Annotated in this window: 33 protein-coding genes; 9 read left to right on the forward strand and 24 right to left on the reverse strand. The window is 30.5% G+C overall.

Features of this window, described 5'->3' with window-relative positions; translation table 11 throughout:
• Positions 1 to 87 precede the first annotated feature (87 nt).
• Positions 88 to 801: a YebC/PmpR family DNA-binding transcriptional regulator gene (locus tag DUT90_RS04870; RefSeq protein ID WP_114425938.1), complete on the forward strand. Its 714-nt coding sequence runs from the start codon at positions 88 to 90 to the stop codon at positions 799 to 801.
• A gap of 93 nt (positions 802 to 894) precedes the next feature.
• On the opposite strand, the gene lpxK is transcribed toward DUT90_RS04870, so the two are convergent.
• Positions 895 to 1,926: a tetraacyldisaccharide 4'-kinase gene (gene lpxK / locus DUT90_RS04875; RefSeq protein ID WP_309477130.1), complete on the reverse strand. Its 1,032-nt coding sequence runs from the start codon at positions 1,924 to 1,926 to the stop codon at positions 895 to 897.
• A 72-nt stretch (positions 1,927 to 1,998) separates the two neighbouring features.
• Between lpxK and DUT90_RS04880 the strand changes: the two genes are divergently transcribed.
• The gene (locus DUT90_RS04880; RefSeq protein ID WP_114425940.1) at positions 1,999 to 3,093 is read left to right on the forward strand and encodes a Nif3-like dinuclear metal center hexameric protein; all 1,095 of its coding nucleotides are present in this window, start codon (positions 1,999 to 2,001) and stop codon (positions 3,091 to 3,093) included.
• A 2-nt stretch (positions 3,094 to 3,095) separates the two neighbouring features.
• The gene (locus DUT90_RS04885; protein WP_114425941.1) at positions 3,096 to 3,869 is read left to right on the forward strand and encodes a zinc ribbon domain-containing protein; all 774 of its coding nucleotides are present in this window, start codon (positions 3,096 to 3,098) and stop codon (positions 3,867 to 3,869) included.
• A 77-nt stretch (positions 3,870 to 3,946) separates the two neighbouring features.
• Here DUT90_RS04885 and DUT90_RS04890 read toward each other — a convergent pair whose 3' ends face one another.
• From DUT90_RS04890 to DUT90_RS04905, 4 genes are all read right to left on the reverse strand, one after another.
• On the reverse strand, positions 3,947 to 5,821 hold the full coding sequence (locus DUT90_RS04890; RefSeq protein WP_114425944.1) for a DUF349 domain-containing protein: 1,875 nt from the start codon (positions 5,819 to 5,821) through the stop codon (positions 3,947 to 3,949).
• Positions 5,822 to 5,922: 101 nt separating this feature from the next.
• Entirely contained in the window at positions 5,923 to 6,681 is a 759-nt protein-coding gene (locus DUT90_RS04895) for a shikimate dehydrogenase (protein WP_114425945.1), read from the reverse strand.
• A complete protein-coding gene (locus tag DUT90_RS04900; protein WP_114425947.1) occupies positions 6,662 to 7,669 on the reverse strand; it encodes a DUF368 domain-containing protein in 1,008 nt (335 codons plus the stop codon). Before DUT90_RS04900 ends, DUT90_RS04895 begins: the two co-directional genes overlap by 20 nt.
• The gene (locus DUT90_RS04905; protein WP_114425949.1) at positions 7,669 to 8,631 is read right to left on the reverse strand and encodes a DUF368 domain-containing protein; all 963 of its coding nucleotides are present in this window, start codon (positions 8,629 to 8,631) and stop codon (positions 7,669 to 7,671) included. The genes DUT90_RS04900 and DUT90_RS04905 overlap by 1 nt, the downstream gene beginning before the upstream one ends.
• Before the next feature lie 118 nt (positions 8,632 to 8,749).
• Here DUT90_RS04905 and DUT90_RS04910 point away from each other — a divergent pair, with 118 nt between their 5' ends.
• Entirely contained in the window at positions 8,750 to 9,544 is a 795-nt protein-coding gene (locus tag DUT90_RS04910) for a hypothetical protein (protein ID WP_114425950.1), read from the forward strand.
• A gap of 56 nt (positions 9,545 to 9,600) precedes the next feature.
• On the opposite strand, the gene DUT90_RS04915 is transcribed toward DUT90_RS04910, so the two are convergent.
• A complete protein-coding gene (locus tag DUT90_RS04915) occupies positions 9,601 to 10,971 on the reverse strand; it encodes a tetratricopeptide repeat protein (RefSeq protein WP_114425952.1) in 1,371 nt (456 codons plus the stop codon).
• Positions 10,972 to 11,163: 192 nt separating this feature from the next.
• Here DUT90_RS04915 and pyrR point away from each other — a divergent pair, with 192 nt between their 5' ends.
• From pyrR to DUT90_RS04940, 5 genes are read left to right on the forward strand one after another with little or no spacing between them, the layout of a single operon-like run.
• A complete protein-coding gene (pyrR, locus tag DUT90_RS04920; protein ID WP_114425954.1) occupies positions 11,164 to 11,703 on the forward strand; it encodes a bifunctional pyr operon transcriptional regulator/uracil phosphoribosyltransferase PyrR in 540 nt (179 codons plus the stop codon).
• 3 nt (positions 11,704 to 11,706) lie between these two features.
• Entirely contained in the window at positions 11,707 to 12,636 is a 930-nt protein-coding gene (locus tag DUT90_RS04925) for an aspartate carbamoyltransferase catalytic subunit (RefSeq protein ID WP_114425955.1), read from the forward strand.
• Between the two features lie 2 nt (positions 12,637 to 12,638).
• A complete protein-coding gene (locus DUT90_RS04930) occupies positions 12,639 to 12,974 on the forward strand; it encodes a hypothetical protein (protein ID WP_114425957.1) in 336 nt (111 codons plus the stop codon).
• A gap of 9 nt (positions 12,975 to 12,983) precedes the next feature.
• Positions 12,984 to 13,304, forward strand: coding sequence for a T9SS type A sorting domain-containing protein (locus tag DUT90_RS04935; RefSeq protein ID WP_114425959.1), 321 nt, complete (start codon positions 12,984 to 12,986; stop codon positions 13,302 to 13,304).
• Complete coding sequence (locus DUT90_RS04940; RefSeq protein WP_114425960.1) at positions 13,301 to 14,218, forward strand: ribonuclease Z; 918 nt, start codon at positions 13,301 to 13,303, stop codon at positions 14,216 to 14,218. Before DUT90_RS04935 ends, DUT90_RS04940 begins: the two co-directional genes overlap by 4 nt.
• A gap of 6 nt (positions 14,219 to 14,224) precedes the next feature.
• Here the strand turns inward: DUT90_RS04940 and DUT90_RS04945 are convergent, their stop codons facing one another.
• From DUT90_RS04945 to rpsH, 18 genes are all read right to left on the reverse strand, one after another.
• Positions 14,225 to 15,139, reverse strand: a complete 915-nt coding sequence (locus tag DUT90_RS04945) for a dimethylarginine dimethylaminohydrolase family protein (RefSeq protein WP_114425962.1) — start codon at positions 15,137 to 15,139, stop codon at positions 14,225 to 14,227.
• Between the two features lie 64 nt (positions 15,140 to 15,203).
• Entirely contained in the window at positions 15,204 to 16,490 is a 1,287-nt protein-coding gene (locus DUT90_RS04950; protein ID WP_114425964.1) for a citrate synthase, read from the reverse strand.
• Positions 16,491 to 16,668: 178 nt separating this feature from the next.
• The gene (gene eno / locus DUT90_RS04955; protein ID WP_114425966.1) at positions 16,669 to 17,955 is read right to left on the reverse strand and encodes a phosphopyruvate hydratase; all 1,287 of its coding nucleotides are present in this window, start codon (positions 17,953 to 17,955) and stop codon (positions 16,669 to 16,671) included.
• Between the two features lie 271 nt (positions 17,956 to 18,226).
• Positions 18,227 to 19,345: a glutamine-hydrolyzing carbamoyl-phosphate synthase small subunit gene (gene carA / locus DUT90_RS04960; RefSeq protein ID WP_114425968.1), complete on the reverse strand. Its 1,119-nt coding sequence runs from the start codon at positions 19,343 to 19,345 to the stop codon at positions 18,227 to 18,229.
• A 172-nt stretch (positions 19,346 to 19,517) separates the two neighbouring features.
• Positions 19,518 to 20,003, reverse strand: a complete 486-nt coding sequence (rplQ, locus tag DUT90_RS04965) for a 50S ribosomal protein L17 (RefSeq protein WP_114425970.1) — start codon at positions 20,001 to 20,003, stop codon at positions 19,518 to 19,520.
• Between the two features lie 88 nt (positions 20,004 to 20,091).
• Positions 20,092 to 21,084 carry a DNA-directed RNA polymerase subunit alpha gene (locus DUT90_RS04970; protein ID WP_114425972.1) on the reverse strand — a complete coding sequence of 331 codons (993 nt, stop codon included), beginning with the start codon at positions 21,082 to 21,084 and terminating at the stop codon, positions 20,092 to 20,094.
• Between the two features lie 95 nt (positions 21,085 to 21,179).
• Entirely contained in the window at positions 21,180 to 21,785 is a 606-nt protein-coding gene (rpsD, locus tag DUT90_RS04975) for a 30S ribosomal protein S4 (protein ID WP_114425974.1), read from the reverse strand.
• 133 nt (positions 21,786 to 21,918) lie between these two features.
• Complete coding sequence (gene rpsK / locus DUT90_RS04980) at positions 21,919 to 22,302, reverse strand: 30S ribosomal protein S11 (RefSeq protein ID WP_114425976.1); 384 nt, start codon at positions 22,300 to 22,302, stop codon at positions 21,919 to 21,921.
• 88 nt (positions 22,303 to 22,390) lie between these two features.
• On the reverse strand, positions 22,391 to 22,756 hold the full coding sequence (rpsM, locus tag DUT90_RS04985; RefSeq protein ID WP_114425978.1) for a 30S ribosomal protein S13: 366 nt from the start codon (positions 22,754 to 22,756) through the stop codon (positions 22,391 to 22,393).
• Positions 22,756 to 22,872: a type B 50S ribosomal protein L36 gene (ykgO, locus tag DUT90_RS04990; protein WP_004568720.1), complete on the reverse strand. Its 117-nt coding sequence runs from the start codon at positions 22,870 to 22,872 to the stop codon at positions 22,756 to 22,758. Before ykgO ends, rpsM begins: the two co-directional genes overlap by 1 nt.
• Before the next feature lie 13 nt (positions 22,873 to 22,885).
• On the reverse strand, positions 22,886 to 23,101 hold the full coding sequence (infA, locus tag DUT90_RS04995) for a translation initiation factor IF-1 (RefSeq protein WP_015482241.1): 216 nt from the start codon (positions 23,099 to 23,101) through the stop codon (positions 22,886 to 22,888).
• 1 nt (position 23,102) lies between these two features.
• A complete protein-coding gene (secY, locus tag DUT90_RS05000) occupies positions 23,103 to 24,425 on the reverse strand; it encodes a preprotein translocase subunit SecY (protein ID WP_114425980.1) in 1,323 nt (440 codons plus the stop codon).
• A gap of 13 nt (positions 24,426 to 24,438) precedes the next feature.
• The gene (gene rplO / locus DUT90_RS05005; protein WP_114425981.1) at positions 24,439 to 24,891 is read right to left on the reverse strand and encodes a 50S ribosomal protein L15; all 453 of its coding nucleotides are present in this window, start codon (positions 24,889 to 24,891) and stop codon (positions 24,439 to 24,441) included.
• Positions 24,892 to 24,901: 10 nt separating this feature from the next.
• A complete protein-coding gene (gene rpmD, locus DUT90_RS05010) occupies positions 24,902 to 25,084 on the reverse strand; it encodes a 50S ribosomal protein L30 (protein ID WP_114425983.1) in 183 nt (60 codons plus the stop codon).
• 11 nt (positions 25,085 to 25,095) lie between these two features.
• Complete coding sequence (gene rpsE, locus DUT90_RS05015) at positions 25,096 to 25,620, reverse strand: 30S ribosomal protein S5 (RefSeq protein WP_114425985.1); 525 nt, start codon at positions 25,618 to 25,620, stop codon at positions 25,096 to 25,098.
• Positions 25,621 to 25,623: 3 nt separating this feature from the next.
• On the reverse strand, positions 25,624 to 25,968 hold the full coding sequence (rplR, locus tag DUT90_RS05020; RefSeq protein WP_114425987.1) for a 50S ribosomal protein L18: 345 nt from the start codon (positions 25,966 to 25,968) through the stop codon (positions 25,624 to 25,626).
• Between the two features lie 11 nt (positions 25,969 to 25,979).
• Positions 25,980 to 26,525, reverse strand: coding sequence for a 50S ribosomal protein L6 (gene rplF, locus DUT90_RS05025; protein WP_114425989.1), 546 nt, complete (start codon positions 26,523 to 26,525; stop codon positions 25,980 to 25,982).
• A gap of 12 nt (positions 26,526 to 26,537) precedes the next feature.
• Entirely contained in the window at positions 26,538 to 26,936 is a 399-nt protein-coding gene (rpsH, locus tag DUT90_RS05030) for a 30S ribosomal protein S8 (protein WP_114425991.1), read from the reverse strand.
• Positions 26,937 to 26,958 lie beyond the last annotated feature (22 nt).

Genomic DNA, 26,958 nt, shown 5'->3' on the forward strand with positions numbered 1-26,958 from the left:
TTGTTAAGAATTAAGTGTTTATAAAATTGCAAAAACATCGGTTAATTTTTACATTTGTCTGCATTTTAATTAAAACAATTTTCAAGAATGGGTAGAGCATTTGAGTTTAGGAAAGCAAGAAAAATGAAACGTTGGTCAGCCATGGCTAAAACGTTTACCAGAATTGGTAAAGATATTGTAATGGCTGTAAAAGAAGGTGGCCCTAACCCAGAGACAAACTCTCGTTTACGTGCTGTAATACAAAATGCTAAGGCTGCTAATATGCCTAAAGATAATGTAGAGCGAGCTATTAAAAAAGCATCTGATAAAGATACTGCCAACTATAAAGAAGTTCTTTTTGAAGGATATGCGCCTCATGGTATTGCAATACTTTTAGAAACTGCTACAGACAATAACAACAGAACAGTTGCCAATGTAAGAGCAGCATTTAACAAGTGTGATGGTAACCTAGGGACCTCTGGTTCTGTAGTTTTTATGTTTGATCATACTTGTAATTTTACAGTTAGTAAAGAAAATATTTCTGACTTAGAAGAATTAGAGTTAGAATTGATAGATTTTGAAGTAGAAGAAGTTTTTGATGATGAAGAAGGGGTTATTATCTATGCTCCTTTTGAACAATTTGGATCATTACAGAGTTACTTTGAAGAAAATAATATTGAAATTTTATCATCTGGTTTTGAAAGGATACCAACCACTACAACTAAATTAACTGAAGAACAAAAAGAAGACGTTAACAAATTATTAGAACGTCTTGAAGAAGATGATGACGTTCAAAATGTATATCATTCAATGGAAGAATAACTTTTTTGTGACTTTATAAAAATTGATGGGTCTTATAATTGAAGTCTCCTAAAAAGACACTTCTAACAAAAATCAAGAAAGAAACCAACGTTTTTAACGTTGGTTTTGTTGTATGTGACGCATAATAAGCTCATCAAACTCTTTACCTTTATTGTCTAAAAAAGAAGTTTTGATTCCTAAAAAAGAAATATTGTCTATTTGTGTAGATAAGCGAACGTAATCTTTCTCTGTAGTTAACAGTATTTTTTTTGAAGCTTTGAGTTTATGATACTTTGTTGTAATTGTTTGTATTTCTTTTATTGAAAATGCGTGATGATCTGGAAATTTTAAATGCCTAACACGAACTTCTTTTTCTTCTAAAAAAGACAACATAGGAGACGGATTTGCTATTCCTGTTACAAGTAAAACTGTATAATTTTTTAAATCATTTACATAAATTTGTTCACTCCCAGAAGTTGTCTCATCATAAGAAATAGTAGTAAAAAATATTTTTTTATTGTATTTTTTTAACTTGTATTGTATCGCTTTTTTTGATCTGTCTTTTAAGTTTTTGGGACATTTAGTAACCACAATTACATCTGTTCTTTGAGCCCCTTTTTTAGATTCTCTTAAATTTCCAGTGGGTAATAAAAAATCATTTACAAACAGGTCATTATATTTGGTTAGTAATACATAAAAACTTCCTTTTACATTTCTATGCTGATAAGCATCGTCTAGCAAAACAATCTCAGAAGAAGTATTTCTTAAAATATTAGAAATCCCTAGTACTCTTTTTTCTGCAACAGCCACATTAACAGTATCAAATTTATTAAAGTATTGTAAAGGCTCATCACCTATATCTTTAGATGTATGCGTATTATTTGCTAAAAAGTACCCTTTTGTTTTTCGACCATATCCTCTGCTTACCGTGGCTAATTTGTAACTGTCTTTTAGTAGACGAATTAAATATTCTACTTGAGGAGTTTTTCCTGTACCACCAACACTTAAATTACCCACTACTATTACAGGAATTTTAAATCTTGTTTGTTTAAAAAAACCTACATCAAAACAAAAATTTCGTATGCGAGTTATGACATCATAAAGAATAGCAAAAGGAAATAATAAATAGCGTAAAATTTTCATCATTACGAAAATAAACCATTTTTATGGATTGATGGATTGAAAATACTAACTTTGATAATTATACAAACTGTTTTTATGAAAATAAAAGACATTACAAATTACCTAGAGGAATTGGCACCATTGCAATATGCAGAAGACTTTGACAATGTAGGTCTATTGGTAGGAAATTACAATACCACAGTTTCTGGTGTTTTAGTTACCCTAGATACTCTAGAAGAAACTATAGATGAAGCTATTGCAAAAAACTGTAACCTAATTGTAAGTTTTCATCCTATAATTTTTAGCGGACTAAAAAAATTAAACGGAAACTCTTATGTAGAACGGGTGATTTTAAAAGCTATAAAAAACGATATTGCTATTTATGCAACTCACACTGCATTAGATAATAGCAAACAAGGAGTTTCAGCAAAAATGTGTGAAGTTATTGGGTTACAGAACACATCTATTTTAATACCTAAAAAACACCTGATAAAAAAACTAACAACTTATATTCCTTTAAGTGATGCAGATATGTTAAGAAAAAAACTTTTTGAAGCTGGTGCTGGCAATATTGGTAATTATGATAATTGCTCATTTAATATATTAGGAGAAGGAACCTATAGGGGTAACCAAAACTCAAACCCTACCCTTGGAGAAAAAGGGAAAATACATACTGAAAAAGAGGTTCAAATCTCCGTAATTTTTGAAAGTAAAAACGAAGCATCTATCTTAAAATCCTTACAAGAACATCATCCTTATGAAGAAGTAGCTTACCAAATTGTAAGTACAGAAAATACGCACCAAAACATAGGTATAGGAATGATAGGAGAATTACCAATAGCAATGGATGAAAAAGATTTTTTAGTTTTCTTAAAAAAAACCATGAACACAAACTGTGTACGTCATTCTAACTTGCTACATAAAAAAATAAAAAAAGTAGCAGTTTTAGGTGGCTCTGGCAGTTTTGCTATAGAAAACGCTAAAAGAGCAAAAGCAGATGCTTATGTAAGTGCTGACTTTAAATATCATGATTTTTTTAAAGCAGAAAACACTATTCTTTTGGCAGATATTGGTCATTATGAAAGTGAACAGTTTACAAAAAACCTTTTGGTTGACTATCTTACAAAAAAATTTAGTAATTTTGCAATCATTTTATCAGAAAAAAGTACAAATCCTATATATTACATTTAACAATGGCAAAGAAGAAAGAAGTTTCGGTTGAAGAAAAATTAAGAGCTTTATACGATTTACAGTTAATAGACTCAAGAATTGACGAAATTAGAAGCGTTAGAGGTGAATTACCTTTAGAAGTTGAAGATTTAGAAGATGAAGTTGCCGGTTTAAACAAACGTATTGCAAACTTAAACCAAGATGTTGCAAACTTAGAAACAGATATCAATAATAAAAAATTAGCGATTGAAGAATCTAACGGTTTAATGAAAAAATACGAAGAGCAACAAAAAAATGTTAGAAATAACAGAGAATTTGATTCTTTAGCTAAAGAAATTGAATTTCAAGAATTGGAAATTCAATTGGCTGAAAAAAGAATTAACGAATACAAAGCTAAGATTGCTCAAAAAATAGAAGTAATTGATGGTACTAAAGAAAAATTAGCAAAGCAAGAGCAACACTTAGGTCATAAAAAAGCCGAATTAGACGCTATTTTAAAGGAAACTGAAAAAGAAGAGCAATTGTTGATTGAAAAATCTGATGAGTTTTCAAAATCTTTAGATGCGCATTTATTTTCTGCCTACACAAGAATTAGAAACAAAGTAAAAAATGGTTTAGCTGTAGTTGCTATTGAGAGAGGTGCTTCTGGAGGGTCTTATTTTACAATTCCGCCACAAGTACAGTTAGAAATTGCGAACAGAAAAAAAATAACTATAGATGAACATAGTGGACGTATTTTAGTAGACGCTGCGTTAGCTGATGAAGAAAAAGAAAAGATGAATCAATTATTTTCTTAATCTTTGTATAAATACATAAAAAAACTCGAAGTTTAAAGCTTCGAGTTTTTTTATATCAAAAAGTAAAATTATACCATCTAATAATCTAATTTTCTTAGATAACTTAGCTTGTCTTTCCAAACAGATAAATCTACTTTAAACTCTTTTACTTTATTCTTAACATTGATAACTAAAGGATTATCATCTTTAGCATTAGAAAAGAAACTTAAATTATTTTCTAGTTGTTGAATTTCCCTAACAATTTCATCTATCTTTTTTCTAATAAACAATTGCTCAGAATCTAATTTTCTAATATCATTATCTGCAGCATAACCATCAACAACATTTTTAAATTTTAACATGGTTATTTCTTGTTTATCTATTGATAAGCTTTCTAATAACTTGTCTATTTGCTTATTAAACTTACCTTCTAAATGACGTGCATTTCTTGGCAACTTTCCTAAATCTCTCCAGGTATTAATAGCTTCTAGAACACCTTCTTTTGTAGGTTTTTCTGTAATCTTTAATTTTTCTAAAAATTCTTTTTTAATATCAACGATTTTCTGTTGCTCTTTATTTAGTACATTTTTTTGCTCATGGAGTCTATCAAAATAATGATTACAGGCTGCTTTAAATCGTTTCCAGATATCATCAGAAAATTTACGAGGTACATGACCAATTTTTTTCCAATCAGATTGAATTTTTTTCATTGTATTGGTTGCCTCTACCCAGTCTTCACTATCTTTTAAAGATTCTGCAATTTCAATAAGTGCTATTTTTCTTTTTAAATTTTCTTGCTGTCCGTTTTTTTCCAGTTTATAAAATGCATTTTTAGCACTGTTAAACTTCTTTGTTGCTCCTTTAAATTTTTGCCATACTTCTTCACTTTTATTATAGGGCAATTTTCCGACATTAAAATATTCTTGCCTTAAAACTTCTATTTCTTTAATACTTTTTTGCCAATCATTATGAGACAAATTATTGGAAGTATCATAAGTGTTTATTTTATCTATAATGGCTAATTTAGCTTCAATAATTTCTTGATATTTAGAACGCATTTCTCTAAAATGGTCATGTCTTTTATCATGAATTTTTTTAGTTGCTGCACTAAACTTTTGCCATACCTCTTCTCTCATTTCTCTAGAAACGGGACCAATATCTTCTTTCCAGATTTTATGTAAATCTTGTAACTCTTTAAAAGCTATATTTATGTCTTTTTCTTCTGATAGTGCTTCTGCTTTTTGTATAATTTTTAGCTTTTCTTCTAAATTGTGCTTAAAATCTAAATCTCTAAAATCATTACTTAAATGTAATAAATCATAAAAACGTTCTACATGATGATGGTAGGTTTTCCAAGTATCATTATATCTGTTTTTAGAGACTGGGCCAATGGCTCTCCAAGCATCTTGCAACTCTTTAAATTGCTTGTACATGGTAGATGCATCTGCATCTTCTATCAAATTTTTAAGTTGTTCTATAACAGTAAACCTTTTCTCTAGATTTTCAGATAATTGTTTCTCTAAATTATTATAGTATGCGTCTCTTTTCTTTTTGTAGTCAGAAAGTAAGGTATTGTATTCTGTTTTTATAGGACTAGAAAATTGAAAGTCGATTGAGTTACCTCCCGTCTCTAAAAATGCAGTCTTTTTTTCTGCTAAAAGTGTTCCAAATTTCTGATTAAAACTACTTTTAATACCCTCTACTTGAGTTTTTATTTTCTGAACTGGATTAATAGATAATACTTTCTTGAGTTCTGCAACAAGTTCTTCTAAACTAAGAATACTATAATCCAGACTTGGTACTTCATCTTCCTTAGAAACATCTTTTTCTGCTTCTTCTGCCATGGATTTTTCTATTTCATCTACAGCTTCTTCAGCTTTATCACTTGTATTAGAGACTTCTGCGTCTTGTTGCTTTTTTTCAGAAATATTTTCTACTATATTTCCTTTATTTTCATCATTCTTATCTAACATATCTACAATGTTTGAGGTCTGTTATATAATACTATTATTATATATGCATAAAGATAATGACTACAAAGTGAATTTACAAATGATGTTTGTGTTAAATAAAATTAGTCTTCATTCCAAATTCTCCAAGATTCTTCTGCTTGCAACTGTAACATTTCATATCCATTTTTTATTGTTGCTCCATTTTGTTGTCCTTTTTTTAAAAAGGTTGTTGCTTCTGGATTGTAAATTAAATCGTATAACAAATGTTTTTTTGTGATAAATTGATAAGGTATATCTGGGCATTTTTCGATTTCTGGAAATGTACCTAAAGGTGTACAATTTACAATTACATTGTATTTTTTTAGTATCTCTTGGGTAAGATCTTTATATGAAATCATATTTTCTTTATAAGGCTTTCTAGATACAAATTTAACTTTGATATCATTATTTTTCAATGCATAAGCCACAGCTTTTGAAGCACCTCCTGTACCAAGAATTAAAGCTCTTTTATGATGTTTTTTTAAAAACGGAGTTATGGAATTTTCAAACCCAACAACATCTGTATTGTATCCTTTTAAGTCACCTCTCTTTGTAAACTTTATGGTGTTTACTGCTCCTATTTTTTTTGCAGTTTTATCTAACTTACTCAAATGTTGTATAACTTCTTCTTTGTAGGGAATAGTAACATTCATCCCTTTTAGATAGTCGTCATTTTTTTCTATAACTTTAGGAAAATCATCAATTGTTTGAATATCAAAATTGACATACTTATGTTTTTTTAATCCTAATTTTTCAAATTTCTCTTTAAAATATCCTTTAGAAAAAGAATACGATATATTCTTACCCAACAATCCAAATAATTTATTTTTTCTTTCTTCCATAATAGTCTATTGCTAAAATTAGTCCGATTCCGAAAACAATATAAAATATTGCAAACCAAGTTTCTGTTATTGTTAAATCTGGAATAAAACGTTGATAGTTTTCTACAATTTTATTTCCTTTTTTATCTATTAAAAATGTTCCATTTTCTTTTAAATATACTGTTTTTTTCCATGGCCAAACTATGCCTAAGGACCCTGTTATAAAACCAATAATTATTGAATTTACAATTTGATTGTAGCGCTTTAAAACATAACCTAAAACATGTGAGATAGCTATTAAACCAAAGGCAGAACCTGCTGTAAATACACTAATAATTTTTAAATATCTAACGCGTATTGGATCTGATAAGACCTTGAAATTTCCAGATGCCAAATTTGTAATAATATAAAAAAGTTCATTTACAGAATCTATCAAAAGTAAAACATAGTTACCCATTAAAATTAAAATAAATGATCCTGAAAGCCCAGGGAAGGTCATTCCTGATACTCCTACAATGCCACAAATAAAAACAAACCAAAGATTATCATTTTCTGTTGCTGGTGTTAAAAAACTAATACCTAAACCTACAGAAGCCCCTATAATTAATGAGGTTGTATTTTTAAAATTCCAATCGCCAAAATCTTTGCCTATATAATAAATTGAGCCAATAATCATTCCGAAAAACCAACTCCAAACATACAATTCGTAATAAACTAACAAATAATCTAAAACTAAAGAAATACTAAAGTAACTAAAGATACTTCCTCCCATAATTAGGAGTAAAAATTGACCATTTATGTAGTTATAAAAGCTTCTGAAACGTCCGTTTAATAGTAATTTTAGTGCAATAGTATTTACTTTTCTAAAAGAATAAATAAGTTCTTCATAAAAACCAAAAACAAAAGATACTGTTCCTCCAGAAACTCCAGGAACTTTATTTGCAGCTCCCATGGTTAACCCTTTTAAAAAAAGATAGAGTTTTTCTAAAAAAGGTCTGTTTCTTTGCATTATTTTTTTTGAATTGCTATTCTTTCCATAAGTAAAATCAAACCAAAACCTAGTATTGCTAACAGTATTGCAAACATCAATTGAGCGTCTCCTTCAAAAGACAAAGGGGCAATACTTTTTTCTAATAATGGAACTTCCTCTCCATGTCTATCAATTCTTGTTGATATCACTTTTTTCCATGGCCAAATTTTATTTAATGAACCAATCATAAAACCCGTTAATACTGCTAATGTCAAATCTTTCTTATGAGTAAACATCCATTTTAAAACCTTAGAAAACAACTTTAAACCTACTAAACATCCTATAATAAAAGTAATAACTTTAATAAAATTGGTTTTAACTTGTTGCCATTCTCCAGATAATAAAGCCTCTATAAAATTTGTTAGTGCTGATAAGACAATACCATATGAACCTAACAAAACCAATATAAATGATCCTGAAATACCAGGTAATATCATTGCTATGATTGCTATTCCTCCAGAAATAAGGTAATAATACAGTTCATCTGGTGCTATAGAAGGCGTAGCTATAGTTACATAATAAGCTAGAGCAGTTGCTATAAGCATAAATAAAACAATACTTATATTCCATTTTTTTATCTGTTTACCTACATATAAAATACTTGCCAAAACTAAACCAAAAAAGAAGGACCAAACTAGTATTGGGTGATTTTCTAATAAAAATGAAATGACTTTTGCCAGCGAAATAACACTTGTGAAAATTCCTAAAAAAAGGCTTATCAAAAATCCAAGGTTGTACACCTCAAACATTTTTTTAAACCCCTCTTGTTTCCATGTCTTTAAAATACCTATTCCGAGATTATCAATAGTTTCAATGAGTTCTTGATATATACCAGAAATAAAGGCTATTGTTCCTCCTGAAACTCCAGGAACAACATCTGCAGCACCCATACCCATTCCTTTTAAACCTATTACGATATAATCTTTAAGATTTCTTTGCATTATAGTATTTTAAATTTAAAAAACGAAGATAACAGATTTTAGAGAAATGTTAACTAAAATCATTTTTCATTATCAGTATCTTTGAATTAATATACTAACAAATTTAAATTATACACATATGAAATTTTTGAAAAGTACGGTACTATTTATCTGTACCCTCGCCTTATTCAGTTCTTGTAAAAACGAAAAGAAAAAAGAAAACGTTGAAACAGAAAAAGTTGAAACAAGTGCAATTACAATAGAAAAATTGACTGACTCGCCCGCATATGAAAATGCAGTTTTACGATTAAAAGAGCCTACTGATACAAAAAACTTAAAAGAAGGACCTTTAGATTTTAAGTTTGAGGTTGCCAACTACGAACTAGGTGCTCAAACAGATAGTCCAAACGCTAGTTTGTTAGCTAATTCTGGAAAAGGACAACACATTCATTTTATTTTGAATAACCAACCTTATTCTGCTCATTACGACCCTAACTTTACAAAAGAATTACCTGCTGGAGTGCATCATTTGGTTGCTTTTTTAAGTCGTTCTTATCATGAATCTGTTAAAAATGATAACTCTGTAGTTGTAAAAAAAGTAGAAGTGGGTACCAACCCAAAAGACACTGTAGGTATTGATGCAGAAGCACCAACACTAATATACAGTAGACCTAAAGGAACGTACTCTGGTAAGGATACAGAATCTTTAATGCTAGATTTCTTTGTATTAAATACAACGCTTTCAGAAACTGGTAATAAAGTTAAAGCTACCATTAACGGTAAAGAGTTTCTTATTACAGAATGGGCACCTCAAGTAATTAAAGGTTTACCTAAAGGAGAAGTAACTATAGAATTAGAACTTATAGATGCAGAGGGTAATTTTATAGATGGCACTTTCAATAAAGTTAAAAGAACTATAACTTTAAAAGAATAAATTTATTAATAAAAAAACCGTTTGATGGGACATCAAACGGTTTTTTTATTGGTACACTATTCGTAAGCTTTTTTAAAATTTTTAATAAGTTGTTGCACTTCTGGTTTGTCAAAAACTGTTGGATACAGTTCATTTAAAATAGAATGATATCCGAAGTCTATTTTCATAGCAGCAATTAAATGATTGAATCCGTATTTTTCCTTTTCTAAAACAAAAAACAAACCAGATAACCTATATTCAATTTCTGCAAAATCCTTGTACAACTTCTGTGCTTTACATAAAATGTGTAACGCATCAGTAAACTCTCCTAAAAAAGACAAAACATCTGTTAGAGCCACAAATACCTCTAACTCTTCATCGTGTAATGTCAAACAATTTTGAAAACCTACTACCGCCTCTTCATAAAAGTTAAGTTTTAAGTTTATCTCTGCATAACGTCTCCAATACAGTGCATTATCCTCCTCTATTTTTAAGGCTTTAGAAATGTAATACAACGCTTTTTGATAATTTTCTTGGTTGTAATACAAATTTGTCAATTGCATCCAACCTTTATCTAATAAAGGATCTTCATGAACCGCTTTTTTATAAAAAGAAATAGCTTCATTAAAAGTACCAAGTCTTTCGTAACATTCTCCAATTCTTATATAAGCATAAGCTGTAGCATCATCTAACTCTAAAGTAATCATATAATTATCAATAGCTTCTTGATAACGCTCTAGTTGTTCTAATGTTTTTGCTTTTTCCAGATAGCCACCTATAAAAGATTCATCAATTAAAACCGCATAATCAAAAGAAGTTAATGCCTCTTTAAACATATCTAAAATAAAATATTGTCTACCTAATTGATGCCACGCAACTTCACAATAAGGATTAATATTTATGTAAGAATTTAAATATTTTATGGCAGATTCATGCTCTTTTTCCATATCAAAACAGTATACAACATTGTACAGAGCAGAATAATCTTCATAATCTACATCAATACATTTTATAAAGTTTAACCGTGCATTTTCAAACTCATCTAAATACAAATATTCCATACCCATTAAAGACCAAACATCTACCTTATCATTAGTATAAGAAAGTGCTTTTTTAAGAAAACTAATTGCTTCTTTATGATTTCCTTTTTTAGAACTTATTGTTGCTTTTTGAATGAAAACTTCATCATTATTAGGTTCTAATCTTTCTATCCTTTTTAAAAGTAGAGAGGCTTTTTCTAGAGCATCTTCAAAAATATAGATTTCTACTTGTAGCAGTTTTAAGTCTACTGATGCAGGGTGCTGTTGCAATCCTAAAGTAACTGCTTTTTTTGCTAAAGCGTGTTTACCTGCGTCTAAATAATGGATTATAATTTCCTCAAACTCAACCAAATCAAAGAAATAAACGGCATTGGTTTTGAGCATAGATTCAAATTTTACTAGAGACATAACTATGAGATTTGAATTATTACCTAAATGTAGTACAAGTCTTCATCAACTTTTACTACAGTTCTAATTGTTTTTAACAATTTAATTAACAAAAGCGAATTTTCTTTTTTGATCATTATAAATTTTGCACATACATTTATTTACATTAATTTTGATTTTCAATAACTATCAACCAAATTTGATAGGTCTTTTATGAGCAAAAAAACACTTCTTAACTCAAAAGATATTGAAATTATATTACATCGATTAGCGTGCCAGTTAATCGAAAATCATAATGATTTTTCTAATACTGTTTTAATTGGTCTGCAACCTAGAGGTATTTATTTGGCTAATAGACTGGTAGATTTACTAGAAAAAGAATACCAAGTTAAAAATCTTAAAATTGGACTTTTAGACATAACTTTTTATAGAGACGATTTTAGAAGAAGAGATGAACCTTTAGTAGCTACTGCTACAGAAATGAACTTTTTGGTAGAACATAAAAATGTAGTTATTATAGATGATGTTTTATTTTCTGGAAGAAGTATTAGAGCTGCTTTAACAGCTTTAGAGTCATATGGAAGACCTGAGAATATTGAATTGTTGGTCTTAATAGATAGAAGGTTTAGTAGACATTTACCAATACAACCAAATTATAGAGGTAGACAAGTAGATGCTATTAATGAAGAACGAGTTTTAGTAACTTGGAAAGAGACGCATAAAAAAGATGCAGTTTATATAGAAACCAAATAAAGTATGTCAGAATTAAGCGTAGAGCATTTATTGGGTATAAAATATCTGAAATCTTCAGATATTGATTTAATTTTTAAAACTGCAGATCATTTTAAAGAAGTTATTAATAGACCTATTAAAAAAGTACCTTCTTTAAGAGATATTACTATAGCCAATTTGTTTTTTGAAAACAGTACTAGGACTAAATTGAGTTTTGAATTGGCAGAAAAAAGACTATCTGCAGATGTAATAAATTTTTCAGCTAGTCAATCATCAGTAAAAAAAGGAGAAACTCTAATAGACACTGTAAACAATATCTTGGCTATGAAAGTAGATATTGTGGTAATGCGTCATTCTAATGTTGGTGCAGGTGTTTTCTTATCTAAACATGTAAATGCTAAAATAATAAATGCAGGTGATGGAACTCATGAACACCCCACCCAAGCTTTGTTAGACTCTTATTCTATACGTGAAAAACTAGGAAGTGTTAAAGGAAAAAGAATTGTAATTGTTGGGGATATTTTACACTCTCGTGTTGCATTATCTAACATTTTTGCTCTACAATTACAAGGGGCAGAAGTTAAAGTTTGTGGGCCAACAACATTAATTCCTAAATATATTTCTAGCCTTGGTGTTACCGTAGAAACCAATTTAAAAAAGGCTCTAGAGTGGTGTGATGTTGCTAATGTTTTACGAGTTCAACACGAAAGAATGGATATTAAATATTTTCCATCCACAAGAGAATACACTCAACTTTTTGGTATTAACAATGAAATTTTAGACAATTTAGGCAAGAAAATTGTAATCATGCATCCAGGACCAATTAACAGAGGTGTAGAAATTACTAGCGATGTTGCAGATTCTGATGAATCTATCATTTTAAATCAGGTAGAAAATGGTGTTGCTGTTAGAATGGCCGTGATTTATTTATTAGCACAACAGGTAAAAAGGTAGCAATGAAGATCTATAAAAATGAAAAGTTTACTAGAATCGTATTTTCTAACGAAAACTCTTTTCCCTCATTTTACACTAATTTTTTAATTGAAGAAAAAAAGTTAAAGGAAGAGAATATCATTGTTCAAGTTTCAGATAGCATTAACGTTTCTAAAGAAAATTTATTATTATTTTTGGATATAGCTATCCAAAAAAAAGGAAATGGCACATCATTTGTGATATTAAATCCAGAAATAGATATTGATGATTTTCCTGAAAATTTAAATATTGTTCCTACCTTGCAAGAAGCTGAAGATATTATAGAGATGGAAGCTATTGAAAGAGAACTTGGTTTTTAATAAATATAAATGAGCAAAAAAATACTTTTTATTATATTCTTAAGTATCACATTTTTAGGTTTTTCTCAAGAAAAAACTATCGATAAAGTATTTGCTGCTCCAAATCCTTTTACTAACTCAACAACAATAAACTTCACTGCTTCTAATATTTCTACAGTAAATTTTTCTATAAGAAATGTTTTGGGTAAAACTGTTTTAAAGAAAAATATTCAGGTAAAGTTTGGTAAAAACACCATTGCTTTCTATAAGAATGATTTGCCTTCTGGCATATACATTTATAGTATTCAAGATAAAAAGAAAATCATTTCGAAACGCTTTGTTATCAGATGAGTATTAGCTTAACCATTTTAGGTTGTCATTCTGCAACACCAAGAATCAACGCTTTTCCTACGTCTCAGTATTTAGAAATCAACAATTGCCATTTTTTAATAGATTGTGGAGAAGGTACACAGAGACAAATGCGTAAATATAAAGTAGGTTTTTCTAAAATTTCTCATGTATTTATAAGTCATTTACATGGTGACCACTTTTATGGATTAGTTGGTTTACTTTCTACGTTAGGTATTTTAAGTAGAGAAAAAGAATTGCATATCTATGGACCTAAAGGCATAAAAGAAGTAACATTATTACAACTTAAAATTTCTCAATCACATGCTAAATTTCCTATGATTTTTCATGAATTGTCTTCTACAAAAAGTGAACTGATTTTTGAAAATGATAAAGTAAGCGTAAGAACAATTCCGTTACATCATAGAGTATATACAAACGGATACTTGTTTACTGAGAAGAAGAAACCTAGAAAATTACACATGGCTAATATCAATCATTATGAAGAAATTGATAAGGCAGATTATTTGAATATTAAAGCGGGTAAAGACATTACATTATCTACCGGTGAAATTGTACCTAATTCTGAGTTAACATTACCTGCTCAAAAACCGTTAAGTTTTGCTTTTTGTAGTGACACTTCTTATAAACCCGATATTGTTCCAATAATTGAAAATACAGACTTACTGTATCATGAAGCTACATTTTTAGACGATAGAAAAGATTTAGCCACAAAAACGAGGCATTCAACAACAAAAGAAGCTGCACAAATAGCTAAAGATGCTAAAGTAAACCAGCTTATATTAGGCCATTATTCTGGGCGTTATAAAGATATTTCTGTTTTTAAAAAAGAAGCTCAAGAAATTTTTGAAAATACTGATTTGGCTGAACCAGGTAAGGTTTTTACTATAAAATAGAAGAGTTTAATCTCGTATTAAAGGTAAAGTAGAACAGCGTAATAACCCTTCTTGTTTTGCTATTTCTGCATACTGTACTTCCTCTACAGTAAACCCTTGTTCACGAAGCCACGTATTTAGTCTCAAAAAGTTTTTTTCTGAAATAACAATGTCTTCAGCTATAGAAAAGACATTACTATTCATATCATACATTTCTTGTTTTGTTATTTCAAAAATATTTTTTTTACCAAAAAAATCAACCAACCATTCATACTCTTCTTCAACTAAAAAACCATTTTTATGTAAAATTGCTTTATCTTTTCCTAACGGTTGAAAGCAACAATCTAAATGTAGCGCATTTTCTTTAGGATTTGTATTTGACTTTCTCAATTCGAAAGATTTCACAATTTTATTTGGAAACAATTTTTTTATGGCTTCTATTGCGTGGGTATTAGTTCTGGCGGTGATAAAATCAGCATAATTCTTTCCAGAATAAGTACCAACAAAAATATAATCGTTCCAAGGCATTACATCACCACCTTCTACATGACATTCTTCTGGTAAAACGATGATTTTATCTGAATCAATTTGAGAAATAACATTATAAATAGCTTTATATTCTCTTTCTCTATCTGGTAGAATATTGGCTTGAATAAATTTATCTTCTATTACAAAAGCAATATCTCTAGAAAAAATTTGATTGTAATTCTCTATTACATTAGGTCTGTATACTTTTACATTGTATTTTTTAAATATCTCAGCAACAGCATCAATTTCTTTTATCATATCTTTTTCAAGAGGATATGTACCAGATAAGACATGCTGTATACTTTTAGGGTCGTAACAATCCTTAACCTCAGGCACTCCGCCATTACTATTTGCAATGCCTAAAATAACTGCTCTAAGACGAGCAGTTTCATTATGAATATTTAGTTTTAGCATACTTTTGATGATAAAAAAAGCTTCATAAAAATGAAGCTTTAATTTTATAAATTTACTAAAAAAACTATCTATTTTGTATTTCTACAAACGGTCTATAATTTTCACCTGTATAAATTTGACGTGGACGCCCTATAGGTTCTTTACGCAATCTCATTTCTTTCCATTGCGCAATCCAACCTGGTAAACGACCTAAAGCAAACATTACTGTAAACATTTCTACAGGAATTCCCATTGCTCTGTATATAATTCCTGAATAAAAATCTACGTTAGGATATAATTTTCTATCTACAAAATAAGGATCATTTAATGCTTCTTGTTCTAAGCCTTTTGCTATCTCTAAAATTGGATCTTCAACTCCTAAATCATTTAATACTTCATCTGCAGCTTTTTTAATAATTTTAGCTCTAGGGTCAAAGTTTTTATATACTCTATGTCCAAAGCCCATTAATCTAAAAGGATCGCTTTTATCTTTAGCTTTAGCCATATATTTTTTAGTATCTCCTCCATCTTCTTTAATTGCTTCTAACATTTCTAATACAGCTTGGTTAGCACCACCATGTAATGGCCCCCATAAAGCAGAAATACCAGCAGACAAAGAAGCAAATAAGCCTGCATGAGATGAACCTACTATTCTAACAGTAGATGTAGAACAATTCTGTTCATGGTCTGCATGTAAGATTAATAATTTATCCAAAGCATCTTTAACAATAGGATTTACTTCAAAATCTTCGTTAGGTTGCTTGTACATCATATACATTAAGTTTTCTACATAACCTAATGTCTTTTTCCCATAATTTAAATGTAAACCTTGTTTTTTACGCATTGTCCAAGCCACTAAAACAGGAAACTTTCCTAGTATTCTAACAATAGCGTTATACATGTCTGCTGTAGACTCTATATTTACTGAGGAAGGGTTGAATGCTGTCAATGCACTAGTTAAAGAAGACAAAACCCCCATTGGGTGTGCTGTCTTTGGAAATGCCTCTAATATCTTTCTTACATCATCATCTACTAAAGATTGAGCTTTAATGTCATCATGAAATTTCTCTAATTCTTCTTTTGTTGGTAAATCACCAAAGATTAATGCATATGCTGTTTCTAAGAAGTCAGCTTTTTCAGCCAACTCTTCAATAGAATATCCTCTGTATCGTAAAATTCCTTTTTCACCATCTAAAAATGTAATCGCACTTTCACAAGAACCTGTATTTTTGAATCCAGGGTCTATGGTAATTACCCCGTCTGTTGCCCCTCTAAGTGTTTTAATATTGATAGCAACTTCATTCTCTGTTCCTTTAATTAGTGGGAATTCGTATGATTTTCCTCCTACTTCTAATTTAGCGATATCTGACATTCTATTGATGTTTTTTTGTATAGTTTTCTTTGGACGAAGATACTGTTTTTAAAAGAATTTAAAAAGTCAACTAGAGCAGAATTTATGGGATTTAAAAGAAAATTAACGTATTCCTTAATAATGTAAAAAAAGCTTCATAATTTCTTATGAAGCTTTTTAGTAAACAACTATTTTGTTATTATATCTTGAATGCTTTTTCTTTTGGAAAGTAAGCAACTTCTCCTAGTTCTTCTTCTATTCTTAGTAGTTGGTTATATTTAGCCATTCTATCAGAACGAGAAGCAGAACCTGTTTTAATTTGTCCACAATTTAAAGCTACTGCAAGATCTGCAATAGTATTATCTTCTGTTTCTCCTGATCTATGTGACATTACAGAAGTATAACCTGCGTTTTTAGCCATATTAACTGCAGCTATTGTTTCTGTTAAAGAACCTATCTGGTTTACTTTAATTAAAATTGAATTTGCAATACCTTCTTTAATACCTCTTGATAAACGCTCTACATTGGTTACAAATAAATCGTCACCCACTAATTGTACTTTATCTCCTATTAATTCTGTAAGATATTTTGTTCCTTCCCAGTCATTTTCATCCATTCCATCTTCAATTGAAATAATTGGGTATTTGTTTGCTAATTCTGCTAAATACTCAGCTTGCTCATTAGAGGTTCTAATTACTCCTTTGTCTCCTTCAAATTTAGTATAGTCGTATTTACCGTCAACAAAAAATTCTGCGGCAGCACAATCCAAAGCTATTTTAATTTCATCACCAAAAGAATATCCCGCATTTTTAACTGCTAAAGCAATTGTTTCTATAGCGTCTTCTGTACCATCTAAAGTTGGAGCAAAACCTCCTTCATCTCCAACGGCAGTAGATAAACCTCTGTCGTGTAAAACTTTCTTTAAATTATGAAAAATTTCAGAACCCATTTTCATTGCTTGAGAAAAGCTTTCTGCTTTTACTGGCATTACCATAAATTCTTGAAATGCAATTGGAGCATCAGAATGAGAACCTCCATTAATGATATTCATCATTGGCACTGGAAGTGTATTTGCAGATACACCACCTACATATCTATATAATGGCATACCTAACTCATTTGCAGCTGCTTTTGCCACTGCTAAAGAAACGCCTAAGATAGCGTTAGCTCCTAATTTTGATTTGTTTGGTGTACCATCTAAATCAATCATTAATTTATCTATAGCGTTTTGTTCGAAAACAGAAACACCTATTAATTCTTCAGCGATAATATCGTTTACATTTTCTACAGCTTTTAAAACGCCTTTACCCATGTAATCAGTTCCACCATCACGTAATTCAACAGCTTCATGTTCTCCTGTTGATGCTCCTGAAGGCACTGCAGCTCTACCTAAAACACCACTTTCTGTAACTACATCTACTTCTACAGTTGGGTTACCTCTTGAATCAAAAATTTGACGTGCATGAACGCTAAGAATAATACTCATTTTTTATTAATTTTTTATTAATTTTTTATCATTTTGTAATGTTGCTAAATTACAAAAATGTACTTAGCATTTGAAGATAAATGTCTAATAAATTACGAAAACGTTTACTCTAAAATAAACTTAAATAAAAAACCCACTCATAAAATGAGTGGGAAAATTGCTATGAAAAAGAATGTGATTTTTACATCACATTATAAAAGTAGATTTTTTTTGTCATTCCTTACAAAATAATTGATAAAAAACAATTAAGTGTAGACGAAATGCATTTAAGTTACGACAAAACCTTTTTTGACTTTTTAATATTATCTATAAATTGATCAAACAAATACTCAGAGTCATGAGGCCCAGGACTTGCTTCTGGATGGTATTGTACAGAAAATACATTTTTATCTTTTAACCGAATTCCTGCTACAGTATGATCATTTAAATGTACATGAGTAATTTCTACATTTGTTTTTGCTTCTGTTTCTTCTCTATTGATAGCAAAACCATGATTTTGAGAAGTAATTTCTCCTTTACCTGTAAGTAAATTTTTTACAGGGTGATTTATACCTCTATGTCCATTATGCATTTTATAAGTAGATATACCTTGAGAAAGAGCTATTACTTGATGTCCTAGACAAATACCAAATAAAGGTAGATTTTTATCTATAATTTCTTTTGCTACAGATTGAGCTTCTTCTAGTGGTTCTGGATCGCCTGGTCCATTAGAAATAAAATAGCCATCTGGATTAAAGTTTGCTAAATCTTCAAAAGATGAATTAAAAGGATAGACCTTGACGTAAGCACCTCTTTTCACTAAGTTTCTTAATATATTTTTTTTAATTCCAATATCTAAAGCCGAAATTTTAATCTCAGCGTTTTCATCTCCTACAAAATATGGCTCTTTTGTAGACACTTTAGATGCCAATTCTAAACCTTCCATACTAGGCACTTCTGCCAATTGTTTTTTTAATGCTTCAATGTTATCAATATCCGTAGAAATGATAGCATTCATTGCTCCATTATCCCTTATATAAGCAACCAAAGCTCTAGTATCTACGTCTGATATGGCTACTAAATTGTGTTTAATAAACCAATCTTTTAGATTACCATCAGAATCTACTCTAGAATGTGTAAAACTAAAATTTCTACAAATTAATCCTGCTATTTTAATTCCATCAGACTCTACCTCATTATTATTGATTCCATAATTACCAATATGTGCATTAGTTGCAACCATTAACTGACCAAAATAAGAAGGGTCTGTAAAAATTTCTTGGTAACCTGTCATACCAGTATTAAAACAGATTTCTCCTGTAGATGTTCCTTCTATTCCCACAGATTTACCATAAAAAATTGTTCCGTCTGCTAATAAAACTAAAGCCTTTTTTCTTGTTTGATATTTCATTGATAGTTGTTGTATTTCTTACGCGTCAAATTTACAAATTATAACCTTTGTTGATTTGAATTTTGTGCTATGATTTTAACAATTTTATAAAGATGTTAAAATGAGTTTAACATAAAAAAAGGGATAAACTGAAACGTTTACCCCTTTATATACTTTAAAAAATCATCATCTTTTATTCTTCAGATTTTTTTTCTGTTGCTGTTTCTTCTACTTGAGCAGTAGCTTCTGTTTTAGATCCACCACTTCTTCTACTTCTACGAGTAGATTTTTTAGCTTTTGCACCTTTAGGATTATAGATTTCGTTATAGTCAACTAATTCTACCATGGCCATAGGAGCGTTATCTCCTTGACGATTACCTAATTTAATAATACGTACATAACCTCCTGGTCTGTCACCTACTTTTACAGAAACCTCTCTAAACAATTCTGTTACAGCATACTTATTACGTAAATAAGAAAAAACAATACGTCTGTTATGAGTTGTATCAGTTTTAGACTTTGTAATTAATGGCTCAACAAAAGTTCTTAATGCTTTTGCTTTTGCAACAGTTGTGTTAATACGCTTATGTTCTATTAATGAACATGCCATATTAGCTAGCATTGCTTTTCTATGCGCTGTCTTTCTTCCTAAATGATTGTGTTTCTTTCCGTGTCTCATTTTTGACGTTTGTTTTAATCTTTCATCTTGCTCTACCCTTTTTGAGGAGCAAAATATGAAAGTGTTTAATTTTTATTATTAGACTTGATTAGTCTTTATCTAATTTATATTTTGTTAAATCCATTCCAAAACTTAAACCTTTAACAATTACTAATTCTTCTAGTTCTGTTAATGATTTTTTACCAAAGTTTCTAAACTTCATCAAATCACTCTTATTAAAAGATACTAAATCTCCTAAGGTATCTACTTCTGCTGCTTTTAAACAGTTTAAAGCTCTTACAGATAAATCCATATCAATCAACCTGGTTTTTAACAACTGACGCATATGTAATGATTCTTCATCATATGTTTCAGTTTGCGCTATTTCATCAGCCTCTAAAGTAATACGTTCATCTGAGAATAGCATAAAGTGGTGAATTAATATTTTTGCTGCTTCGGTTAATGCATCCTTAGGATTAATTGAACCATCAGTATCTATATCAAAAACTAATTTTTCATAATCTGTTTTTTGCTCAACACGATAATTTTCGATTGCATATTTTACATTCTTAATTGGCGTGTAAATAGAATCTGTAAAGATAGTTCCTATTGGTGCAGAAGCTTTTTTATTTTCTTCTGCAGGTACGAAACCTCTACCTTTTTCAATAGTAATTTCTGCATTTAATTTTACAGATTTTTCCATATTGCAGATAACTAAATCTGGATTTAGTACCTGAAAACCTGATATAAATTTCTGTAAATCTCCTGCAGTAAACTGCTCTTGATCTGAGATTGATATAGAAACCGTTTCTCTATCTGTTTCATCAATTTGCTTCTTAAAACGAACTTGTTTTAAGTTTAAGATAATCTCTGTTACATCTTCTACAATTCCTGAAACTGTTGAAAACTCATGCTCTACACCGTCTATTCTTAATGATGTAATAGCAAAACCTTCTAAAGATGATAATAATACTCTTCTTAAAGCATTACCTACTGTCAAACCAAAACCTGGTTCTAATGGTCTAAATTCGAATCTACCAGAGAAATCTGTAGACTCTATCATTATTACCTTATCTGGTTTTTGAAAATTTAAAATTGCCATTTTTTCTTCGTTTTAATTGTTATTAGGTTGCGCGGTTTATAAGTTTGAAGAAGTACAAATAAACCCTTTGGCCAAATACCAATATGATTAATATATTATTTAGAATACAATTCTACGATTAGCTGCTCTTTGATGTTTTCTGGAATCTGTAATCTTTCTGGTACTTTAACAAAAGTTCCTGTTTTTGTATCGCTGTTCCAAGTCAACCATTCATATACATTACTATTAGATGCTAAAGCATCTTCGATAGCAACTAATGATTTAGATTTTTCTCTTACTGCAACAACATCACCTTCATTTAATCTGTATGACGGTATATTTACAATATTACCATTAACAGTAATATGCCTGTGAGAAACTAATTGACGAGCACCACTTCTAGATTTAGAAACTCCCATTCTATAAACTACGTTGTCTAAACGTGATTCACATAATTGTAATAAAATTTCACCTGTAATACCTTGAGATGCAGATGCTTTCTTAAAAAGATTACTAAATTGACGCTCTAAAATACCATAAGTGTATTTAGCTTTTTGTTTTTCAGCTAACTGAGTAGCATATTCAGATTTCTTTCCACGACGTCTGTTGTTTCCATGTTGTCCTGGAGGGTAGTTTCTTTTTTCAAAGTTTTTGTCTTCTCCAAATATTGCTTCACCAAATTTACGAGCAATCTTTGTTTTTGGTCCTGTATATCTTGCCATTTTGTTGTTATTATAATTAGGGACTATGAATTAAGGCTTGATCCTTCGATAATCTTAATCCTAATTTGTTAAAATATAATTTTGATTTACTTCAATACTAAAATAAGTAGTTTATAATTTGAAAAACAGCAAATTATACTCTTCTTCTTTTAGGTGGACGACAACCGTTATGTGGAATTGGTGTAACATCTATTATTTCTGTTACTTCAATGCCTGCATTATGTAAAGATCTTATTGCAGACTCTCTACCATTACCTGGTCCTTTTACGTAAACTTTTACTTTACGTAAACCCGCTTCTTTTGCAACACCTGCACAATCTTCTGCCGCTAATTGAGCAGCATAAGGAGTGTTCTTTTTAGAACCTCTAAAACCCATTTTACCTGCAGACGACCAAGAAACTACGTCACCTTTTTTGTTTGTTAAAGAAATTATGATATTGTTGAAAGAAGCATTTATATGAGCTTCTCCAATAGCATCTACTATTACTTTACGTTTTTTTGCACTTGCTTTTGCCATAAGTTTTTACTTTTAGTTATTAAGTTTAGTAAGTTGTATAATAAAGATATACGGCACACTAAACCACAACTAGGTTAATCTCTAACTATTATTTTTTCTTGTTAGCTACTGTTTTTCTCTTACCTTTTCTTGTACGAGAATTGTTTTTAGTTCTTTGTCCTCTTAAAGGAAGCCCCATTCTGTGACGTATACCTCTCTGACAACCAATATCCATTAAACGTTTAATGTTTAATTGAACTTCAGAACGTAATTCTCCTTCAATTGTGAAAGCACCAACTTGTTCTCTAATTGCAGCGATTTGGTCATCAGTCCAATCTTGAACTTTTAAACTTTCATCTACTTTTGCTTTTGCTAAAACTTCTTTAGCTCTACTGTTTCCTATACCAAAGATGTAAGTTAAAGCAATAACTCCTCTTTTATTCTTTGGAATATCAATACCTGCTATTCTTGCCATTACCCTTGTCTTTGTTTAAATCTAGGATTTTGTTTGTTAATTACGTATAATCTACCTTTTCTGCGTACTATTTTGCAGTCGGCACTTCTTTTTTTAACTGATGCTCTAACTTTCATCTGTTTATTTTTTTTAGTATCTGTATGTAATTCTTGCCTTTGTTAAATCGTATGGACTCATTTCTAATTTTACCTTATCTCCTGGTAATAATTTGATATAATGCATACGCATTTTCCCTGAGATATGAGCCGTTACAATATGTCCATTCTCTAATTCTACTCGAAACATTGCATTAGATAATGCTTCTGTTATAGTTCCGTCTTGTTGAATTGCTGATTGTTTAGCCATATTATTTATTCGATTTTCTATTGCTGTTTCCCGTTTTCATTAAACCATCATAATGACGATTCAATAAATACGAATTAATCTGTTGTAATGTATCTATTGCAACACCTACCATAATTATTAATGATGTACCTCCGTAAAACATAGCCCAACCTTGTTGTACTCCAAATTGAACAACAATTGCTGGTAATATAGAAAGTGCTGCTAAAAATAATGATCCTGGAAAGGTTATTCTTGACAATACTGAATCTAATCTATCTGCTGTATCTTTACCTGGTCTGATTCCTGGTATAAAACCACCACTTCTTTTTAAATCTTCTGCCATCTTATTCGTAGGAATAGTAATGGCTGTGTAGAAATAACTAAAAATGATAATCAATAATGCAAAAATAACATTATATCCTAATCCATTAATATCTTGTAAGCTTGCGATTGCTGGAAATTTTTGAGCTAAAGCAACAGGCAAGAACATAATTGCTTGTGCAAATATAATTGGCATTACACCTGCTGCATTTAATTTCAAAGGAATATAATCTCTTGAACCTGCAACATTTTGAATATTCCCTGCAACTGTTCTTCTTGCATACTGAACTGCAATTTTTCGGACAGCCGTTACCAATAACACTGTTAATAAAATTACAACAAACCAAACAATGATTTCTATTAAAACCATCATAATACCTCCTGCACCAGCATTTGTTGTTTTAGCAACAAATTCTTGTAAAAAAGCAGCAGGAAAATTAGCAATAATACCTACTGTAATTAATAATGATATACCATTACCAACTCCTTTATCAGTAATACGCTCTCCTAACCACATTGCAAAAATTGTACCTGCAGTTAAAATGATTATTGATGAAACCCAAAATGTAGCTCCACTTACCAAAAAAGCTTCAGGTGGTAAACCAAACTGAGTTTTAATAGCTGTTATATAAGTAGGTGCTTGAACTAAAGTAATACCAATAGTTAACCATCTTGTTATTTGTGTAATTTTTTTACGTCCACTTTCTCCATCTTTTTGTAATTTTTGTAAATAAGGAACTGCTATTCCCATTAACTGAACCACGATAGACGCAGAAATATAAGGCATAATACCAAGTGCCATTACTGACGCTCTAGCAAATGCTCCTCCTGTAAATGCATTTAATAATCCTAAAAGACCTCCATCAGTACTTTGCTTTAATGCAGCCAATTGTAATGGATCTACTCCAGGTAATGGAATAGCAGCCATAAAACGATACACTGCAATTAAACCAATAGTTAAAAGAATTTTATTCTTTAATTCTTCGATACTGAAAATTTCTTTTAATCTGTTAATCAAATTCATCATTTACAAAGTCTTATAATGTAACAGCCTCTCCTCCAGTTGCTTCTATAGCAGCTTTTGCTGATGCTGTAAATTTATGTACAGTTATGTTTAATTTAGCTTTTAATTCACCACCACCTAATATTTTTACTAAGTCGTTTTTACTAGCTAATCTATTTGTTACTAAATCTTCTAATGTAACTGTATCTTTAACCTTACCACTATCAACTAGAGATTGTAATTTATCTAAGTTGATTCCTTGGTATTCTTTTCTATTGATGTTTGTGAAACCAAATTTTGGCACACGTCTTTGAAGAGGCATTTGACCACCTTCAAAACCAATTTTACGAGAATAACCTGAACGAGATTTAGCCCCTTTATGACCTCTTGTAGAAGTTCCTCCGTGACCAGAACCTTCACCACGTGCGATTCTTTTCCCTTTTTTTACAGATCCTTCTGCTGGTGTTAAGTTATGTAAACTACTCATTTTAAATATCTTATTTTAATTTCTCTACAGAAACTAAATGTGAAACTTTATTTACCATACCAACAATTGATGGAGTTGCCTCATGCTCAACAGTTTGGTTTAATCTACGTAAACCTAATGCTTCTAAAGTTCTCTTTTGATTCTTTAAACGCCCGATTTGACTTTTTACTTGTGTAACTTTAATTTTTGCCATCTCTTTTAGATTTATCCGTTAAATACTTTTTCCAAAGAAATTCCTCTTTGCTTTGCAATTGCAGTTGCGCTGCGTAATTGTAATAAAGCATCAAAAGTTGCTTTCACTGCATTATGAGGGTTAGAAGAACCTTGAGATTTAGATAATACATCATGTACTCCTACAGATTCTAAAACTGCACGTACTGCACCACCAGCAATAACCCCTGTACCAGGAGATGCAGGTTTGATGAATACTTTTGCTCCACCAAATTTACCTTTTTGCTCATGTGGTAATGTACCTTCTAAAATTGGTATTCTTACTAAATTTTTCTTTGCATCTTCAACTGCTTTTGCTATTGCTGAAGAAACATCTTTAGACTTTCCTAATCCATGTCCAACAACTCCGTTACCATCACCAACAACTACAATAGCAGAAAAACCAAATGCTCTACCACCTTTTGTTACTTTAGTTACACGTTGTACACCTACTAATCTATCTACAAGCTCTAATCCGCTTGGTTTAACTCTTTCTACGTTTTTATAACCTTGCATAATTTCTTAAAATTTTAAACCAGCTTCTCTTGCAGCATCTGCTAATACTTTAACTCTACCATGGTATAAATAACCATTTCTATCGAAAGCAACTGTTTCAACTCCAGCTTTTGTAGCTTTTTCAGCAATGGTTTTTCCAACCACTGCAGAAGCCTCTGCCTTTGTACTTGCTTTTATATCTCTTGATGAAACTGAAGCTAATGTTACTCCGTTTACATCGTCTACTAATTGAGCGTAAATTTCTTTATTACTTCTGTAAACCGATAATCTTGGTTTTGCAGCTGTACCAGAAACAATCTTTCTGATTCTACGCTTAATTCTAGCTCTTCTCTGTAATTTTGATAATGCCATAATGCTATATCTTATGCAGATTTTCCTGCTTTTCTTCTTAATACTTCACCTACAAACTTAACTCCTTTACCTTTGTATGGTTCTGGTCTACGGAAACCTCTAATTTTCGCAGCTACTTGTCCCACCAATTGTTTATCAAAAGAAGTTAACTTAACGATTGGATTTTTCCCTTTATCAGACACTGTTTCAACTTTAACTTCAGGAGCCAATTCTAAAACAATATTATGAGAAAAACCTAAAGCTAAATCTAATTTCTGTCCTTGATTAGATGCTCTATAACCCACACCTACCAATTCTAATTCTTTAGTCCAACCTTTAGATACTCCTTCAATCATGTTATTGATTAAAGCTCTCATTAATCCATGTTGAGCCTTATGGTCTTTACTTTCTGATGCTCTTTCTAATACAATTTGTGCATCTTCAATTTTTACTGTAATTCCTTCGGATATAGTTTGAGTTAACTCTCCTAATTTTCCTTTTACTGTAATTACGTTTTCTTTTATGCTTACATCTACACCTTGTGCGATGCTAACGGGATTTTTTCCTATTCTACTCATCTTTCAAGGTTTTTAATAAACGTAACATAAAACTTCTCCTCCAACATTTTCTTGACGCGCTTTTTTGTTTGTCATTACACCTTTAGATGTAGAAACAATAGCTATTCCAAGTCCGTTTAATACTCTTGGCATCTCTTTAGAGCCAACGTATTTACGTAAACCTGGTGTACTGATTCGTTGGATTTTTCTAATTACTGACTCTTTTGTCTCTCTGTCATATTTTAAAGCTATTTTAATGGTACCTTGTACAGATTCATCATTAAATTGATAACTTAAAATATACCCTTGATCAAACAAAATTTTAGTCATTTCCTTCTTCAAGTTTGAAGCTGGAATTTCTACTACTCTGTGTCCTGCTGCGATAGCATTTCTTACTCTTGTAAGAAAATCCGCGATTGGATCTGTATACATATTTATTTAAATTGCGATTACG

This window comes from Polaribacter sp. WD7, assembly GCF_003335085.1.
Classification (GTDB): domain Bacteria; phylum Bacteroidota; class Bacteroidia; order Flavobacteriales; family Flavobacteriaceae; genus Polaribacter.